Origin of the sequence: Streptomyces sp. NPDC058289, from assembly GCF_042880975.1 — a bacterium.
Taxonomy (GTDB): Bacteria; Actinomycetota; Actinomycetes; order Streptomycetales; family Streptomycetaceae; genus Streptomyces; species Streptomyces stoeckheimensis.
The window spans coordinates 19,445-35,879 of the sequence record NZ_JBHVYI010000035.1 but is presented as its reverse complement, the minus strand read 5'-3'; the positions used below and the strand labels follow the sequence as shown (position 1 = coordinate 35,879).

At 68.9% G+C, this 16,435-nt stretch carries 18 protein-coding genes, 4 tRNA genes and 2 pseudogenes; 11 read left to right on the top strand and 13 right to left on the bottom strand.

All coding sequences use genetic code 11. The features are described from left to right. Positions 1 to 64 precede the first annotated feature (64 nt). Positions 65 to 152: transfer RNA gene (locus ACFVX6_RS19720), tRNA-Ile, on the bottom strand. 247 nt (positions 153 to 399) lie between these two features. On the opposite strand from ACFVX6_RS19720, the gene ACFVX6_RS19715 reads away from it, so the two are divergent. The 7 genes from ACFVX6_RS19715 (at position 400) to ACFVX6_RS19685 (ending at position 6,243) form a co-directional block, all read left to right on the top strand. Beyond that, positions 400 to 1,821 carry a HEPN domain-containing protein gene (locus ACFVX6_RS19715; RefSeq protein WP_389693064.1) on the top strand — a complete coding sequence of 474 codons (1,422 nt, stop codon included), beginning with the start codon at positions 400 to 402 and terminating at the stop codon, positions 1,819 to 1,821. 156 nt (positions 1,822 to 1,977) lie between these two features. Then, positions 1,978 to 3,207 (top strand): helix-turn-helix domain-containing protein, encoded by a 1,230-nt coding sequence (locus tag ACFVX6_RS19710; RefSeq protein WP_389693062.1) that lies wholly within the window; start codon positions 1,978 to 1,980, stop codon positions 3,205 to 3,207. A gap of 56 nt (positions 3,208 to 3,263) precedes the next feature. Beyond that, on the top strand, positions 3,264 to 3,704 hold the full coding sequence (locus ACFVX6_RS19705) for a hypothetical protein (RefSeq protein WP_389693060.1): 441 nt from the start codon (positions 3,264 to 3,266) through the stop codon (positions 3,702 to 3,704). Then, positions 3,701 to 3,892, top strand: a complete 192-nt coding sequence (locus ACFVX6_RS19700; RefSeq protein WP_389693058.1) for a hypothetical protein — start codon at positions 3,701 to 3,703, stop codon at positions 3,890 to 3,892. Before ACFVX6_RS19705 ends, ACFVX6_RS19700 begins: the two co-directional genes overlap by 4 nt. A gap of 134 nt (positions 3,893 to 4,026) precedes the next feature. After that, positions 4,027 to 4,488, top strand: a complete 462-nt coding sequence (locus ACFVX6_RS19695; protein WP_389693056.1) for a glycine-rich domain-containing protein — start codon at positions 4,027 to 4,029, stop codon at positions 4,486 to 4,488. Between the two features lie 85 nt (positions 4,489 to 4,573). Continuing rightward, positions 4,574 to 5,386 carry a phosphotransferase gene (locus ACFVX6_RS19690; RefSeq protein ID WP_389693054.1) on the top strand — a complete coding sequence of 271 codons (813 nt, stop codon included), beginning with the start codon at positions 4,574 to 4,576 and terminating at the stop codon, positions 5,384 to 5,386. 47 nt (positions 5,387 to 5,433) lie between these two features. Beyond that, positions 5,434 to 6,243: a leucine-rich repeat domain-containing protein gene (locus ACFVX6_RS19685; protein WP_389693052.1), complete on the top strand. Its 810-nt coding sequence runs from the start codon at positions 5,434 to 5,436 to the stop codon at positions 6,241 to 6,243. A 65-nt stretch (positions 6,244 to 6,308) separates the two neighbouring features. On the opposite strand, the gene ACFVX6_RS19680 is transcribed toward ACFVX6_RS19685, so the two are convergent. The 8 genes and pseudogenes from ACFVX6_RS19680 to ACFVX6_RS19645 form a co-directional block, all read right to left on the bottom strand. After that, the gene (locus tag ACFVX6_RS19680; RefSeq protein ID WP_389693050.1) at positions 6,309 to 7,052 is read right to left on the bottom strand and encodes a hypothetical protein; all 744 of its coding nucleotides are present in this window, start codon (positions 7,050 to 7,052) and stop codon (positions 6,309 to 6,311) included. A 30-nt stretch (positions 7,053 to 7,082) separates the two neighbouring features. Beyond that, entirely contained in the window at positions 7,083 to 7,352 is a 270-nt protein-coding gene (locus tag ACFVX6_RS19675) for a hypothetical protein (RefSeq protein ID WP_389693144.1), read from the bottom strand. Between the two features lie 146 nt (positions 7,353 to 7,498). Continuing rightward, positions 7,499 to 7,861 (bottom strand): annotated as a pseudogene (locus ACFVX6_RS19670) (helix-turn-helix domain-containing protein); the annotation flags it as partial. A 119-nt stretch (positions 7,862 to 7,980) separates the two neighbouring features. Next, entirely contained in the window at positions 7,981 to 8,304 is a 324-nt protein-coding gene (locus tag ACFVX6_RS19665) for a hypothetical protein (protein ID WP_389693048.1), read from the bottom strand. After that, positions 8,304 to 8,663, bottom strand: a complete 360-nt coding sequence (locus ACFVX6_RS19660) for a hypothetical protein (RefSeq protein WP_389693046.1) — start codon at positions 8,661 to 8,663, stop codon at positions 8,304 to 8,306. The genes ACFVX6_RS19665 and ACFVX6_RS19660 overlap by 1 nt, the downstream gene beginning before the upstream one ends. Positions 8,664 to 8,925: 262 nt before the next feature. Beyond that, positions 8,926 to 10,023, bottom strand: a complete 1,098-nt coding sequence (locus tag ACFVX6_RS19655; protein WP_389693044.1) for an AAA family ATPase — start codon at positions 10,021 to 10,023, stop codon at positions 8,926 to 8,928. After that, complete coding sequence (locus ACFVX6_RS19650) at positions 10,020 to 10,913, bottom strand: bifunctional DNA primase/polymerase (RefSeq protein WP_389693042.1); 894 nt, start codon at positions 10,911 to 10,913, stop codon at positions 10,020 to 10,022. Before ACFVX6_RS19650 ends, ACFVX6_RS19655 begins: the two co-directional genes overlap by 4 nt. Positions 10,914 to 11,110: 197 nt before the next feature. Further along, positions 11,111 to 11,308 (bottom strand): hypothetical protein, encoded by a 198-nt coding sequence (locus ACFVX6_RS19645; RefSeq protein WP_389693040.1) that lies wholly within the window; start codon positions 11,306 to 11,308, stop codon positions 11,111 to 11,113. A gap of 106 nt (positions 11,309 to 11,414) precedes the next feature. Here ACFVX6_RS19645 and ACFVX6_RS19640 point away from each other — a divergent pair, with 106 nt between their 5' ends. Beyond that, entirely contained in the window at positions 11,415 to 12,134 is a 720-nt protein-coding gene (locus ACFVX6_RS19640) for a helix-turn-helix domain-containing protein (RefSeq protein ID WP_389693038.1), read from the top strand. A 41-nt stretch (positions 12,135 to 12,175) separates the two neighbouring features. Continuing rightward, a pseudogene (locus ACFVX6_RS19635) lies at positions 12,176 to 13,321 on the top strand (tyrosine-type recombinase/integrase); the annotation flags it as partial. 260 nt (positions 13,322 to 13,581) lie between these two features. Here the strand turns inward: ACFVX6_RS19635 and ACFVX6_RS19630 are convergent. From ACFVX6_RS19630 to ACFVX6_RS19620, 3 genes are all read right to left on the bottom strand, one after another. After that, positions 13,582 to 13,655 (bottom strand) — tRNA-Ile (locus ACFVX6_RS19630). 188 nt (positions 13,656 to 13,843) lie between these two features. Continuing rightward, positions 13,844 to 13,916 (bottom strand) — tRNA-Asn (locus ACFVX6_RS19625). A gap of 5 nt (positions 13,917 to 13,921) precedes the next feature. Continuing rightward, a tRNA-Asn gene (locus ACFVX6_RS19620) sits at positions 13,922 to 13,994 on the bottom strand. Positions 13,995 to 14,140: 146 nt separating this feature from the next. On the opposite strand from ACFVX6_RS19620, the gene ACFVX6_RS19615 reads away from it, so the two are divergent. Both ACFVX6_RS19615 and ACFVX6_RS19610 read left to right on the top strand, forming a co-directional pair. Next, positions 14,141 to 14,449, top strand: coding sequence for a YtxH domain-containing protein (locus ACFVX6_RS19615; RefSeq protein ID WP_250745599.1), 309 nt, complete (start codon positions 14,141 to 14,143; stop codon positions 14,447 to 14,449). Between the two features lie 161 nt (positions 14,450 to 14,610). Then, positions 14,611 to 16,050: an FGGY family carbohydrate kinase gene (locus ACFVX6_RS19610; protein ID WP_389693036.1), complete on the top strand. Its 1,440-nt coding sequence runs from the start codon at positions 14,611 to 14,613 to the stop codon at positions 16,048 to 16,050. Between the two features lie 11 nt (positions 16,051 to 16,061). Here the strand turns inward: ACFVX6_RS19610 and ACFVX6_RS19605 are convergent, their stop codons facing one another. Next, positions 16,062 to 16,427 carry a hypothetical protein gene (locus tag ACFVX6_RS19605; protein WP_389693034.1) on the bottom strand — a complete coding sequence of 122 codons (366 nt, stop codon included), beginning with the start codon at positions 16,425 to 16,427 and terminating at the stop codon, positions 16,062 to 16,064. Positions 16,428 to 16,435 lie beyond the last annotated feature (8 nt).

Sequence of the window (16,435 nt, the reverse complement as noted above, 5' to 3'; positions counted from 1 at the left end):
CCGGTGCTCCCACGGCCGCGAAAGAAACGTTTTCGCAGGTCAGAAAGTTTCTTCTGACCTGCGATGGTGGGGCGGGTGGGACTCGAACCCACGGCCGACGGATTATGAGTCCGATCGAGGACGATCCGGAGGATGCCGCCGGGTGATCCACTCTGCCGTTCTGGCTGCTCACGGGCTGCGCGCACCGCCTCGCCGTGCCGGTCCTTGACGCCGCGTTCCAGCGCGTGCGTTCCCAACGAGTTCCCAGTACAGACCCCCGCTGAACAGGCACGTCGTCGTACCGCCGAGCCAAACGCGACGGCGTGCCTGAATGCCCCGTGCGCCGCGCACGCCAACATGACAGCATCAACCGCTCGGGCCGTTCATCGGCACAACGCTCGGCGCACCCTGGAGATATCGGTGTCGGAGACGATAAGCGGGGTGTGGTGGGTTGGCGAAGCGCCGACCGTCCAGGTCCCTGGAACCCTTGTCCGCACAGGCGACACGTGGCAGCTCGACCTCATCGGGATCCTGCCGGTCAACACGTACTGGTCAGACAGCCTCTCGGTAGTACCCCGTGAACGGATCTATGGGGCTTGCCACGGCAAGGAGTACACCCTCGATGGCGCCTTCCTCCTGACGACGCGGACACCCAGCATCCAGTTCGGCCAGGATGCTGGGCCGGTCGCGGACGATCAATCATGGCAGCGGTGGCACGGGCAAACCCTCATCCAAGGGGGCGCCCTGCCGGCTGACACTCTCTACGAAGAAGCCTCAGTTGAGATCTCCGGCCTCTCGCAATGGTGGCCACAGAGTGGGCTGCGCGGCCCGCAGGCTGCCGCAAGAACCGCCGAATACAACCCCCCGAAACCTCTCGTCGCCAACTGCCCTGATGGAACAATTCTGACTGTTTGGGCGCGAACCACAGAGCGCTCAGGACTCCGCAATCGATCGATCAGCGAGCACGTAACCATCTCCTTCATGAGAGATACCGGATTCACACTAGAGACCCTTCAGGATGAGCTAATCAATCCCGTCAGGGCTCTCATTGCGATCTCTCTAGACTCACCGGTTGATGTTCACCAGCTAAGGCTGCGCCTGAAGCGTCCTGTCGGAGATCCACCCGGATTTCGGATTTTCCCAATAGTCGTCGACCCTTCAAGCGAACAGGGGGAGGACGATCGCAGCAGTCACCCGATCCTCACATCCAATGACGTCGACATGACAGCGCTCCTCCCTCAATGGATCGAGGCCGCTAAGAGATGCGGCGTTCCCATGGATGCGGCCGAGCCCCAACCGACAGTGGGATCGCTGCAAAACCAAGTGACTCAGATAGTCAACGCCGCCGAGACCCTCCACCGCGTACTTCACACTGACGACGCCCCTCAAGAATCCCCTCTCGCAGCTCGCGTTCAGGAAGCCCTGAAAGCGGCGGAGGGATTCAACAGTAGGGATCGCAGGAAGGTAGTCTCAGCAGTCAAGTTTACCGAAAAATCCCTAGAGAACCGATTGCAGGAACTCGCCGGGGAGCTCGGCCAAGAGTTCTGCGCCTGGTTCTTTGACGGCCACGTGAACCATTGGGCACTCATCACGGCAACGGTGCGCAACGCACTAAGTCACGGATACGACACTACCCACCACATCGAAGATGATCCAGGAGCGCTATTCATCATTCTTTCGTTCACTCGATGGGTAATTCGATTCCGATTGCTTGCGGTCGCCGGGTTGCCAGTCGACCAATCTCTAATCACCCTCCTCGCGAACAACCGAAAAATCAAAGGTTTGATCTCCCAAAGAGTAATCAATTGGGATGAGTTGGCGGGAAGAATGAGTCAGTCCTGACGATCATTTCGCAGCATGTCGAATGCACGCCTTTGCTCGCGATCCTCCAAACTGCATGAGCTTGTGGGCTCACTCAACAGCCTCGACATGGGTACCGTGCTGTTGAGCAAGCCCAGTTGGGCTGTCCCAGGCTGCCAGGTTGCAAGGGGTGCACCGATGCTGGAGGAAGCAGAGGAGATCGGCCGTCGCGTCCGACGGGCACGACTCCGGCTTGGGATGCCGCAGGCAGACCTCGCCGCAGCTCTGGGCAAGACCCAGGGCTGGGTGTCGAAGATGGAACGCGGCCTGATCGAGCTCGATCGGGTCGGGTTGCTGAACCTCGTGGCCGCCGAGCTGCACGTGCATCCCAATGACCTGATCGGCCGGCCGTACGCGAGCAGCCCCGCCGAGAATCAGTGGCAGGTCTCGGCGGCATCCATCCTGCGCGAGCTGCGCCGCTACGACCTCGCGCCGATCTTCGACGGCGCCCCGCGCGCGTCCGGTGAGCTGTGGCGGGACATGACCCGCCTGCACCGCCTGCGAGATGCGGCGGCCAACACGGCGATCCTCGCCACCCTCCCCGACCTCCTGCGCGAGGCCCGCGCCTTGGCCGAGGCCGCGACCGGTCACGAGCAGGAGGAAGCGTTCGCGATCTACGCCGTGGCGTGCAAGTTCGCCCACACCGCCGCGCACGCCCTCGGGCACCCCGAGCTCGTCGCCATGGCGGCGGAGCGCGCCGCATGGGCAGCCCGCCTCTCGGCCGACCCCGTCATGCCCGCGCTCGCCGACTGGATGCGCGTCTGGGACATGTGGGCCACGGCCGATTGGGACGACTCGCTCACCCTGTCCGACAAGGCCCTCGCCAGCGTGCAGCGCGAGTACGAACTCGGCGAGCCGCTCGCCCTACGGATGTGGGGCACGCTCCACCTGCGCGCCGCCGTCGCTGCCGCCCGCGCCGGCCGACCGGCCGAGGCCGACGAGCGGATCAACCACGCCCGCGACGCGGCCCGTCGAATGGCAGGCCACCACAACCCACCGGTCTACGACCGGCACTCGGTCACCTTCTCCCCTGGCAACGTGCAGATCCACGCGATCAGCGTCGCCCTGGAGACCGGCGAGCAGACCAAGGCGCTCGCCATAAACCGACGCACCGCACCCGAGCTCGTCGCCGCCCTCCCCAACTCTCGCCAGGGACACCACCACATGGACCTCGCCCGCGCGTGGCTGTGGGACGGCAACCGCGACCGCGCGCTCGCCGAGCTGGAGACCGCGGAACGCATCGCTCCCCAGCTCGTACGGAACCATCCGATCGCTCGGTCGACCCTCCGCGGCATCGTCTACGCCGAGCGGATCGCCACCCGCGAGAAGCTTCGCCGCATGTCGGACCGCTTCCACCTGGACGGATGAGGGCGGTATTCCTCCGATTCATATTGGGTCCCTGACGCGCCTCTAACTTCTGGGGCATGACAGGACGACCAACACCCCATCTCCCTTCACAGGGCGGCGAGTTAGGGACGGCCGGACCGCTCTACCCGCGACTCGGCGACCTCGCCCGCGACACCGCCAAGGACGGCCGAATCGGCGTCGTCGTGACGCTGCCCAGAGTGGGCGCCAGCACGTACCACCTGCGCCCGCCGGGCGGTGGCGACGAGTGGTCCGCGCCAGCCGACGGAACAACCCTGCGCCCCGTCCCGGCACAGGCCACGTACGTGACCCCGATGCGACGCGACGCCGTGTACGACCACCGGGCCGAGCAAGGCGCGCTCCCGGTCCTGGTCCACTACGACGACGGCGGTACGGCTGAGTCCCTGCTCGTCCTCACCCCGGACCAAGTCGAGTTGTACGCGATCCAGTTCGAGCGACTCATCGCCCAGCGCAAGCAGGCGCAGGAGAACGCCGCATGACCGCGCGCCATGCTGCGCAGCGCGGGGCCGCATCCGGCGATCCGGTGGGCCGCTTCCTGAGCTGGATATGGGTGCTCGGCACCGCCGCAGGATTCGCCGCGCTCGCCACCATGACCACTGGTGAGCTCGGCCACGGCGACCCACCGGCGGCGATAGCCATCCCCGACGCCGGATTCCCGGCGCTCTGATCTCCCCGCCCGCTCGGATGACCCGACAGATCCCGGGCGGGCGGGGCACGCCTCGGTCGGCACCGTCCCCAGTCGCGCCGGCCGAGGCGCTTCACAGCACGTCCCATGCACCACTGACCAAGGAGGCAAGGACCGTGACCGCAATCCAGGAACGTCCCGCGACCGACGCGCGGAATCTGATCGGCGCCAAGCTGCGCGCGACGCTCGTGTCCAACATGCAGGCCAAGTTCCCCGAGCTGACCGACGACAAGGCCGACCGCGGCGTCGGCCAGATGATCGCGTTCCTCGCGGCCGGCGCGTACAGCGACACCCCGCTCAGCCCGTCCCCGCTCGTCGATGACTTCTGGCACGCCTTCCTGCTGCACACGCAGGCGTACCAGGACTTCTGCTCGGGGACGATCGGCAAGTTCGTCCACCACCAGCCCGGGTTCCTCGACAAAGAGGAACACGGCGGCGGCAAGGCCCTGCGCGCCCGGACGGTCGACGCGATCGTCGCGTCCGGGTTCGTGATCGACATGGAGTTCTGGCCCGAGCTGGACCTCGCCGACTGCTCGCAGTGCCACGCCAACTGCCACAACAGCCCCAAGTACGCCTGACGTACCGCCTGCGGCCGGTCCCCGGCTTGTGCCACTCTGTGGCCGAGCCGGGGACCGGCTTCCGTTCTGCACGAGGAGTAAGCGGGTGGACCGCACCGCATGGCTTGAACTCCCACCCGAGGCCCGTAGCGCCGTCGAGGCCTGCACCGGCCCCGTCGAGCACGCCGAGACCGCAGAGACCGGCGTGATGGCCCGCCTCGCCTGCACCCTCCACACCGCCACCGGGCCCGTCTTCGTCAAGGGCACCCCTAGCGACGAGCCCACAGCGTGGATGTACGACTACGAAGCGCGCGTGACCCGCGTCGCACCGCTCGCCCCCCGCGTGCTCTGGCAGGTCGACGCCGGCGGCTGGCTGCTCACCGGGTACGAGTACCTCGTCGGTCCCCACCCAGACCTCAGCCCCGGCTCACCCGACCTCGGCCCCTTCCTCGACGCGCTCACCACCATGTCCGAGACACCGTGGCCCGAGCAGGTCCGCAAGAAGCCCCTGCACATCCGCTGGGCCGGGTTCTTCCCTGCCGACCGCTCCCCCGATATCGAAGGCCGTGCCCTCGTCCACTCCGACGTGTCACCGATGAACATGCTGGCCACCGCGAACGGAATCCGTGTGCTCGACTGGGCCCTCGCCTGCCCCGGCCCGGCGTGGGCAGACACAGCGTTCGCCATCCCTCGCTTCATTCACGTCGGCCACACCGCGGAGCAAGCCGAAGCCCTCGCCCGAGCGGTGCCCACGTACCGCTCCGCCGAGCCCTCGGCCGTCGCCACCTTCGCAGCCACCCTCTGTGGCGTCTGGGAGAGTCGCGCCGCTTCGGACCCGGCACCGCATCGCGCCCCGCTGATCGCTGCCGCCCGAGCATGGTCCAGGCATCGCAGCAGCCAGGATGTGCACAGCGCTTAGTACCGAAACCCAGTGCGATCGTCCTGCCGGGTTCCTATCTTGATCGCATGGATGCCACACCCCCCGAGCCCCGCCTGTTCGCGAACCGATGGCCCGAAGGAATCGGGCCGGATGGTCAACCCATCCACCGGGAACGTTGCACCTGCTTCGATCAGTACAGGGTGCATCCGCGCGCCCGGGTCGGGTTTCACGGCGAGCGGCAGGACACGTCTTCGCCGGGTTGGCTGCGTCTTCTCGCGCTCGTCGAAGAGGCGGCCGCGGACGGCAGGGAGGAGTTCAACCCGCTCGTCGAGCTCAGCCCGCAAGAGCGGCGCGACGTCATCACGCTGCCCGCAAGCATCGGCCGTCTGACCGCTGTCAAGCATCTGAGGCTCTACGGCAGCAACCTGGTGCGGATTCCCCCGGAGATCGGCGCCATGACCAGCCTGGAGGAGTTCAGCCCGTACACCTCCCACCGGCTGCACTGGTTCCCGTACGAGATCACCCGCTGCTCGAAGCTGGTGCGGAGCACGGTCAGCACCCGCTCGCTGTTCGGCAACTTCAAGCTTCGCCCGCCCTTTCCCCGGCTGCGGACGACGGGCGATTCTCAATCCGGCGGTCACCTCGCCGCGCTGGACCCGAAGCGGTGGGGCACGACAGCCATCAGTGCGTGCAGTGTCTGTGACGGGCCGGTGGAGGCATCAGAGCTTCACCAGCGGTGGATCTCGCTCGTGGTCGCCACCGACGTCCTGCCACTGCTCGTCAACGCCTGCTCGACCGCCTGCCTCGCCGCGCTGCCGCCCGGCGCCGCCAAGCACGCTCCCCAGCCTCACATCGGCGGATGGGACGTGGCCCAGCCGTCGGCCGACTGGGCCTGACGTTCTCCCATACGCGCACAGCCCCGCTGGTTGGCGGGGCTGTGGTGTTGGGCGCACTCCGTCAGCTACGCATCGAGCTGTGCCGCTTCTTGGTCGGCAAAGCGGGCAGCGATGGCGCTGCGCAGACCGTCGCCGCCGTCGGCTGAGCCGTCGACCTGGCGCCGCAGACCGGCGACGGTTTCCCGCAGGCCGGGCTCAGCCTGGTCGAGGTCGAGGCGGATGCGCAGGGCCGCGCTCTGGTCCTTGGGCAGACGGTCAACGAGGGCCCGGTCGATCGTGCGCAGTACCGGGGCCTGGTCCGCTTCGGTCCAGTCGAGGCCGGCCAACCCCTCGGGCTTGGCTCTCCTGCCCGCGAGGTACGAAGGGAGCTCGACGCGCAGCGCGCGCAGGGTGTCGACGTCAGCCGATCCGATCACATCGGCAGCGCTGCGGCCGGCATCAAGCAGGGCACGGGTACGGTCCCACGCGCGTCCCTGGCGGGTCTCGGCGAGGAGCTGCTCGGTTGCGTCGCGCGTGGTCGGCGCCGAAGTCCGTTCGGCGTAGGCGCGGATCTGTTCGGCAGCCGCGTTGGTCGTGCGCTCGATGCCGTCCAGTTCGGTGCCTGCGCGCTCGCGGGCGGCACGTTCCATTTCCGTCCGGCGACGGGCGTTCGCCTCGTCGGTGAGGTCGGGGTCACGGAAGGTTCGGGCCTGGCTGAGCCCGTCGTCGAGGCGGCGACGCAGTGCGGTGAGGTCTGTTTCGCGGGCACGCCGGACGGTGGCGAGGGAGAGCTGTGCGTCGATGATGCTCGGGCCAGTGAGGCTGGTCATAGTGTGGGGTCCTTCGGCGGCGGGGGCTGGTCAGTAGAAGCGGACGAGCAGGGGCTGCCCCTGCTCGTCGCGCGGCAGAGGGCGGGCCGGCCGCAGGGTGTGCAGCTCGGCGTATCGGCGCATGGCCTCGACCTGGGCGCGGTGCTCGGCCGGCGCACCGTCCGGGACTTCCTCGACGACGATCTGCTGCCCGCTCTGCTGCGCCTGCTCGCGGACGTGCCCGAACCAGCGGGCGTTGTCCGTGTATAGAGTGCCGTCGACCCACCACGGTGCGGTGTGGACGAAGCCCCGGTCTGCCATGACGGGGTGCGTACTGACGGGGCCCGAGCGGGCCTCCGGGGCCGTGATCCTCTTCCAAGGGATCTTGCGGTCGTCAGGTGTGGTGTCCTCCCACTGGGAGCGGTCGACGTCGGCGGTGGTCGTAGGGCGGTTCCTCCTTGGCGGTAGTGGTCGAGAGCTACTCGGTCGACGAGCCACAGACGCTCGCCGGCCCGCCGGGCGGGCAGGCACCCGGCTTTGATCAGGGACCGAATCCAGCGCGGCGAACACTCCATGAGCGCCGCCGCCTCGGTCACGGTCACCTCGACCGTGCCAGGGTCCGCCGTGGGGCTTCCGGTAGCGGCGGGCCGTGCGGGCTCCGTGGTCGTGTGCTCGGCGCCAGCTTGTAGTGCGACAAGGAGGCGCCGAGCTTCTGTGGAGAGCTCGCCCCCATCTGTACGCACCCGTGCGTCAAGGTGACCCGAGAGGATGCGGACGACCTCACTCGCCAGCGCGGGTGGCACGATCACCGATCCATCGGGCCGGAGCATCGAACGGCCCGGTCGCGCCCGATCCGAGCCATCGAACCGACGGATTTGGTATCCGCTACGGGCATCATCGGCGCAGGTCGCGAGGGGGTTGGGAACGCGCTGGGAACGGTCGTGAGCGCTCATGCGGCGCCCTCTCGAACTGCCTCCTTGGCAAGCGCCACGACAGTACGGCCGAGCATCGACGTCTCTGAGCCCTCGGCCACGCGAGCGAGCAGCCGTATCTCGTGGGTCAACGTCAGTCGGGGCGGTCCCGGCGACCGCTCGTTATCGTCCTGATCAGCGTCGACGGGGAATCCGAAGAGCTCGGCGAGCGCGTCCATGACGGTGAGCACGGGCAGAGCGGCGGTGGTGCCGTCTTCGAGGGTGAGCTGCCACATGCCCTCGCGGGACGCGTCTTCGAGGCGGGCGAGGCGGTCAGCGAGCTTGTTCTTCCTGCGAGCCATCAGTGCGCGTCACCCCCGGCTGCTTCGAGGGCGGCGAGACGCTGTTCGAGGTCGAGAGACTCACGCAGGGCGAGTACGGCGTCGAGCAGCACACGGGCAGCCTGTACGCGGGCCTGGCCCTTCTCGTTGTCGAGTGCGTCGACGAGGGTGGCCACGGCCTTGGTCGAGGCGGCGGCGAGCTGCCCGACTGCAAGCTGTAGCAGCTCGGTTCGGGTCGCCATCACCTGCCGGCCGAACTCAGGTTCCTCCATCCAACGGCGGATGGTGCGGCCGGAGACGCCGGCCTCGCGGGCGGCCTGCTCGGCCGTGTTGCCGCGGGCCAGGGCGACCACAGCGGCGGGGCGATTCTTACTGGTCATCTGAGGGTCCTTCTCTCCTCGCGCGCGCGTGAGGACGGAATGAGGCGTGTGTGGGCGTTCCCAGCGACGGCAGGGAGACCGGAGGAAGCGACATCCGGGCGTCTGGTGGCGGGGAGACGCTGAGCGTTTCCCGAGGGTGAGTGCGGGCCGTGAGTGTGGCCCGGTTGACCGTGTCCCTTATAGGGACACTGGGACACGGTCATACGGTCGGGGCCACCGTGGCCGGGGAAGCGGTCGGCCACGGTGGGACACGGTCGTACGGTCAGTCGGTGGAGTCGGTGAACGGGCGCTTCAACTCGTGGAGCTGAGCGTTACGGGCGCCGGGCGTCTGGCCCACGAATCCCTCGTCGACGAGCAGCGCGAGCGCACGGCGTACGGCGTCTTGTTTGCCGGAGACCCGTTCGAGGACGCCGCGGACGCTGAGCGGTTCCCGTGCCGTCGCGAGCGCGTCCGATACCCGCTTCATGAGCATCGTCGGCCTGAACGGTCCCTCGTGCTGCGCGGGCGCGGGCAGACTCACGAGCGCCGAGCCGTCGAGCTGGGACTCGACGATGAAGTCGGCGAACCAGTGAAGCGCCCCGTTGCTGCCCGGCAGCGCGTTCTTGCGGACCTGTCCGGGGCGGTCCTTGGCAACGCGTACGCGGGATTTGCCCGTCTGTCCGGGGGCGAGGGGCGTGATGTTCTCCAGTACGAAGGCGCATCCGTTGAGTCCGGAGAGCTTGTGCTGTGAGCCGGTCGCCCAGCGGCCCCGGTTCTCACGGTCCTTGTTGACGTGGTCGAGCAGCAGCACGGCCGGGCCTTGCTCGGCGAGCCATCGGGGCAGGATGCGCCAGAAACCGGCGACGTCGGTGTCGTCCTTCGGCTTGAGGCCGAAGAGGCCCATCGCTTCGGTGACACCGTCGATGACGGCGAAGGTGGTCGGGCTGGTGAGGTAGGGAGCCAGAGCAGCGCGGCCGGCGTCGCCGAGCGGCCCGTCGGGGCGGAAGTAGTGGAAGCGTTCGGCGATGGCGGCGGATGGAGCTCCGAGGGCGAGCAGGCGCGAGACGATGCCGCCTTCCTCGTCCTCGAAGTCGAGGTACATCACGGCGTTGCCGAGGGCGAGTTCGGCGGTCGCAACGGTGAGCGCGAGCCATGTCTTCATGGCTTCGGGCTCGGCGAAGATGCTGTGCAGGCGACCGGGGTAGAAGAGACCGGCACCGTCGTCGCGACGTCCGATGGTGGGCTGCGGCGCGCTGTGGGTACCGTCGAGCACGGGGCCGAGGTCGACGCGCTGCCAAGTGGTGCGGTCGGGCATGGCGGCCTCGCTCGGTTGGGCCGGGACGGCGGCGAGAATGCGCTCACGCGCGGTCGGGGCGGTCATACGGCGGCCCCTCGCGGGTGGTGCATCCCGGAGCGCAGGCCCGAGGTGATGGTCTTCCCCGTTTCAGTCGTGCCGAGGCCGTTGGCTGCTGCCGCGGCGAGCAGCTCGTCGACGATCTCGGCGGGGGTGAGGTCACCGCGGCCGGCGAGCGTGCCGAGCTTGAACGCGGCCCGGTGCAGGGTGTCGTTCCGGGTTCCGGGGGCGGCCGTGCGGACGGCATCAGCCTCGGCGCGCAGCGCGGCGGCGGCGTACCCCGGGCGGGTGGTGCGCGGCGGGGTCAGCGGCAGTACTACCGCGTGCACTGGCTCGGGCCTCGCCGGGGCGGCGAGCTCGCCCAGCCACTCGGGCAGGGCGAGGAGCTCGGCGTCGAGTCCGGTCAGCCATCGGTACGGGGCGCCGTTCGCAGTTGAGGGCGGGGCGACGACGTACCCTCCGACCGCACGTACGTCGATCTTCCACCCGAGGCGGCCGGCGCTGTTGCGGATCTCGCCGTCGGCCGGCGCCCGGTAGTAGAGGTGCTGGCCACCCGATGCGGTGCGAACCGCGGGGGTGGTGCCGAACGGCCACCGAGCCCCGTGGCGGGCATGCAGCTCGGCGAGAACGTCGGCGCCGTCGGTGATCCCGGGCAGGGTCCACTCGTCGGGCGGGGTGTCGCCCTTGGCCGTGTCGAGGTCGACCACGACGAGACCGGAGGGACCGCAGGCGATGCCGACGCCATACGGCCCGTGCGACCACGCCCGTACGATCGCGTCCTTCTCGGTCGTGGCCCGCTGCTGCCACTCCTTCACGGCGGGCCGCTTGTCGTCGGGGCGGAGGGGAAATACGTGCATGCCGTGGCTGGCGAGGTCGAGCACCTGCTCGACCCGCCGCGCCGTGTCGGTCTCGATCATCGTGCGACCCCGGACCGGCACCGGCCGGGCAGGTGGAGACGGGGGACGCGCGCTCTCAGTAACCTGAGACATGGAGCTTCCTTACTGGCGGCGCAAGGTGGTTAGAGACCTCGCTCCCGCCGCGACTGTTCAGAGCTGGGCAGTGCTGGGGGCTTCAAGGGCCTCGGCTCGGTGTTGACGCACCGGCCGGGGCCCACCTATTCGGGCCGAACGCCGAGCAGTTCGAGCAGCTCGGCCGTAACCACGCGGTAGGCGCTGCCAAGGCGCAGGGTCCGTACGGGCATCTCGCCTCGCTGTGCCAGTTGGTAGACCTTGCTGCGTCCCAGCCCCAGCGCACGACCCGCCGTCACAAGATCAACAGCGGGCGGCAGAGCCAAGAGGTCCGAGCGAGTCATGCTGGACTGTGTCACGGGATGACTACCTCCACGAATTTGGTGACCGTGGAGCACAGAATGCACGTCAATGCTGGACAGTGTCAATGATCCCTAATACTGTGCTGCCATGACACAAGAGGAATGGCCTGCTCGACTGGCCCGGACGATGGCCGCCGAAGTCCGGCGATTCCGGCAGGTCCGGGGCATGAGCGCACAGCAGCTCGCGGACCGATGCGCGGAGCTCGGGATGCCCATCGCGCGATCCGTGCTGGCGAACTTCGAGAGCGGTCGTCGGCCCACACTGTCCGTTGCCGAGCTCCTGATCATCGCGCAGGCCCTGCGAGTACCACCGGTATCGCTCGTCTTCCCGGTCGGGTACGAAGAACGGACTGAGTACCTGCCGGGGAAGAAGTACGACACGTTCGAGGCGGCACAGTGGTTCTCCGGCGAGGTCCCTGGGCACGGCCTCTCGTCGAGTTGGCAGGCGACGGAAGACGATGTGGCCGCCTTCCGAGAGACACCCTTCGGCGTAGCCCAGTTCCGAGAGCACGAGCGGCTCGTCCGGTCCCTTGTGTCACACCAGCTTCGAGCCGACGCAAAGATGAAACGCGCGGTCCAACTCGGCGAGAACTTCGACCCCGAGCTTCACCGTGCGCTGCTTCAGGTCGCCGAAGAGATGACCGAAGCCACCTACCGGACCGCAGAGGAGGTGGCCAAGATCCGCGCAGAGCTCCGTGAGGACGGCCTGACACCCCCTCCACTTCCGTACTACCTCGCCCCCTACTTCGAGGAGGACATCGCCCCGCCCCCGACTGCGGAAGAGATCTTGGCTCGGACGGATGACTAGACCGCCACCGACCCCCCAGAGGAGTCAGTTTGAAAGGGCACGTGTTCAAACGGTGCCAGTGCATCGCCCAGTACGACGCCAAGGGCCGGCGTAAGAACTGCAAGAAGGCCCACGGTTCCTGGTACTACGCCGCAGACACCGGGATCGAGAAGGACGGCAAGCGGCAGCAGCTCAAGAAGGGCGGGTTCGCCACGGCCGACGAGGCCGAGCGCGAGCTGAGCACGGTCCTCGCCCGGATCAGTGAGGGCAGCTACACCCACGACGACGGGCAGACCGTCGAGCAGTGGCTCAAGAAGTGGATGGAGCTAAAGGAGCGGGCGGGCCGGCGCCCGACGACGCTCCGCTCGTACCGGCACCACATCGACGACTACCTCGTGCCGCACCTCGGCCGTATACGCCTGCGCGACCTGCGGCCCTCGCACGTCGACAAGCTGCTCGCCGAGGTCAACGACGGGAAGCGGAAGACGGCGACCGTGCGCCGGATTCACGCGACGCTGCGCAGCGCCCTGACGACCGCGGTGAAGCAGCAGCTCATCACCTTCAACATGGCGAAGAACGTCGAGCTGCCGACCTCTCAGCGCCCCAAGGTCATCCCGTGGGAGCCGGCCGAGCTCGGCGCCTTCCTCGACCACATCGGCACGCACCGCCTCGGCGCCCTCTTCGAGGTGATCGCCGGAACGGGCCTGCGCCGCGGTGAGGCGTGCGGGCTCCGATGGGACGACGTCGACTTCGCCCGGCGAGTGATCGTCGTGCGGCAACAGATCGTGCAGGTGTCCGGGCTCAAGAAGCGGGACATGCCGCCCGTGGCGTGCCCGTACTGCGAAGGGGGACACATCGGTCTGATGTTCTCCCGGCCCAAGACGGCGAGCGGCGAGGATCGGATCATCGACCTCGACGAGCTGACCGTCGGTGCGCTCCTGAGTCACAAGCTGCGGCAGGAGGAGGAGCGCCGCAAGTGGAAGTCGGCGTACCGGGACCACGGGCTCGTGTTCGCCCATGACGACGGCGACGCCCTGCGCCCGGATCACGTCTCCAAGCTCTTCGGTGGCCTGATCGACGCCGTCCGTTTCGAGGACGACGCGCACCTCCCCGACGGGGAGCGCCGGCGCCTGCGACGGGTACGGCTGCACGACCTGCGGCACGGCCAGGCGTCGCTGATGCTCGCCGCCGGGGTCGACATGGCGATCGTGTCGAAGCGCCTCGGGCACTCCACGGTGACGATCACCACAGACCTGTACTCACACCTGCTGGGTGGAGTCGGGCGCGACGCGGCCGAGAAGGCGGCATCCCTCGTGCCGCGCCGGCGGCGCGAGCAGGTCCAACCGGGGGACTCTCGTGCCCAGGTGGTTCCCAGCCAAAGGCTTGAGCCCCGCTCGCCTGATGGCACGACAGACCCCGGACACGCCAAAGCCGCAGATGAGAACGATTCTTCACCTGCGGCTCGCAGTGGGGCGGGTGGGACTCGAACCCACGGCCGACGGATTATGAGTCCGCTGCTCTAACCGGCTGAGCTACCGCCCCTTCACGGCGTGGCGCGTACATGTGTGCGCGCCGTCTGCCGCAGCATAGCCGCTCATACGATCTCCTGCCTCGGATGCCTCGCATGATCGGCTTCGCCTGCCCAGAGAGACCGCGCCGGGCCCTGCCCGGTTGCGTGCGGAGGGCAGAAAAAAGAAAGAGGACCCACCAGGGGTCCTCATTCCTTCTTGCTCCCCCGACTGGACTCGAACCAGTAACCTGCCGATTAACAGTCGGCTGCTCTGCCAATTGAGCTACAGGGGACCGCGCTCCCCCGACTGGACTCGAACCAGTAACCTGCCGATTAACAGTCGGCTGCTCTGCCAATTGAGCTACAGGGGATTGCTGCGTTGCACCGAACAGCCCACCTCCGGCCTTGGCCAGGGGGCGAGCGCCCGTTGCGAGTCATAGATTAGCGCAAGCAGGGGGGTGCTCCGCCAATCGGTATCGCCAGCGGGCCGGGCACCACACGACGAAGGGTGGCAAGCATGCGGTACAAGGTCACGTTCGCGGTCGGGCTGGCCCTCGGGTACGTGCTCGGAACCCGGGCCGGACGCGAGCGGTATGAACAGTTGAAGAAGTCCGCGCGCGAGTTCGCGCAGAACCCCGCGGTCCGCAACGCCGCCGAGAGCGCAGGTCAGAGCAGCCGGGAGTTCGCCGGCAAGGCCTTCGCCGCGGTGAGCGACAAGGTGGGCGACGCGGTGCCGGACGCCCTGGCCGGACGCGTACGGGGCTTGCGGGCACGGGTCGGCGGCAACGGCGCGGCCGAGGACGACTGGGGCACCAGCAACACCTGACCGGCCCGGCCCGGAGCGAGGGGTCCTCGCCCGAGGACCCCTCGCCGGGGTCCCGCCCGGTCCCGCCCGGTCCCGTGCGCGGGGCTCCACATAAGGGACGGTGTCCGTCCCGCGCACGCCGGGGCGGTCGAGACCGCCCCGCGTGCGGCAGAATTCTCCGCATGGGGATAGTCGCCGGGCTGGACAGCTCTTCCGCGTTCACACGCATCGTCGTCTGTGACACCGAGACGGGCGCCGTGCTGCGCCAGGGGTACGCCCCTCATCCGCAGCCCACCGGCGAGGCGGTGCCGCACGAGACCGATCCACAGGCCTGGCTGCTCTCGCTCGGCGAGGCCGCCGGCGGCGGGCTCCTCGAAGGGGTGCAGGCCATCGGGGTCTCCGCGCAGCAGCACGGGCTGCTGCCGCTGGACGCGCAGGGCGGCCTCGTCCGTCCCGCCCTGATCGGCAACGACAAGCGTGGCCAGGCCGCAGCCGCCGACCTGATCGAGTCCTTCGGCGGCCGGCAGGCCTGGGCCGAGGCCGTCGGCTCCGTCCCCCATGCGGCGCAGCCCGTCACGAAGCTCGCCTGGCTGGCCCGTACCGAGCCGGAGGCGGCCCGGCGGGTGGCCGTCCTGATGTCCCCGCACGACTGGCTGGTGTGGCAGCTGCTGGGCCGCCCGGCCCGGCGGACCACCGACCGGGGCGGCGCCTCCGGTACCGGCTACTGGTCGGCGGCCTCCGGCGCCTACCGCCCCGACCTGGTCGAGCTCGCGCTGGGGCACCGGGCGCTGCTGCCCGAGGTACTCGGCCCGGCCGAAGCCGCCGGGACCACGCCCGAGGGGCTGCTGATCTCCGCCGGCACCGGGGAGACCATGGCGGCCGCGCTCGGGCTCGGCATGGGACCCGGCGACGCCGTGGTCTCGCTGGGCGCGTCCGGATCGGTGATGGCGGTGCACCACGAGGCGCTGTCGGAGCCGGGCGGGCTGATCACCTCCCTCGCCGACGCCACCGGGCTGCACCTGCCGGTGGTGAACACCCTGAACGCCGTACGGGCCCTGCGCGGCACCGCCGAACTGCTGGGCACCGATCTGGAGGGGCTGAGCGAGCTCGCGCTGAAGTCGACCCCGGGCGCGCACGGACTCGTACTCCTGCCGTACCTGGAGGGAGAGCGGACGCCGAACCTGCCGCACACCGCCGGCACCCTGTCGGGGCTGCGCCGGGACTCCATGAAGCCGGAGCACCTCGCGCGCGCCGCCTTCGAGGGCATGCTGTGCGGGCTGGTGGACGCGCTCGACGTGCTGCGCAGCCGCGGCGTGGACATCCGCCGGGTGTTCCTGCTCGGCGCGGCCGCCGAACTGCCGGCCGTACAGGCCTTCGCGCCGGGACTGTTCGGTACGCAGGTCCTCGTACCGGCGCCGGCCGACTACGCGGCCCTGGGCGCGGCCCGGCAGGCCGCGTGGGCGCTCGGTGCGGCGCAGGGCACGGCGGCCCCGAACACCCCGCCGGTGTGGCCGGCGCCCGCGGCGCAGCTGTTCGAGCCGGACGAGGAGTACCCGGCCTGGCAGGGCGCGCGCCAGCAGTACATCGCGACCCGGGACCAGATCCACCCGGGGGCGTTCTAGGGCGACAGGCCCTAGGACAGCTGCGCCTTCACGTGCTCGACGACCGCCTGGAATTCCTCCGTCGGCGAGAAGTCGAGGTACTCGGTGTCTTCAAGGGCCACCGGGGCGTGTCCAGGCGCCCAGTAGCAGGCCTCCCCGGCCGAGTAGACCTTGTCCCCGTCCTTCGTGTGCATCTTGATCCGGCCCTTGAGCACATAGGCGTAGTGCGGGCACGGACACAGGTCGTCGGGCAGGCCCTTGAACGCCGGGGTCATGTCGACGCCCTTGTCGAAGCGCCCGAAGGCGACGGAGAAGCCTCCGCCGAGCTCCAGCACGCGCAGTTCGGCGCCGTTGCCTTCGAAGAGGACGGGGATCTGCTCCCGTGTGGCTGCCGTCATGGTTCCTC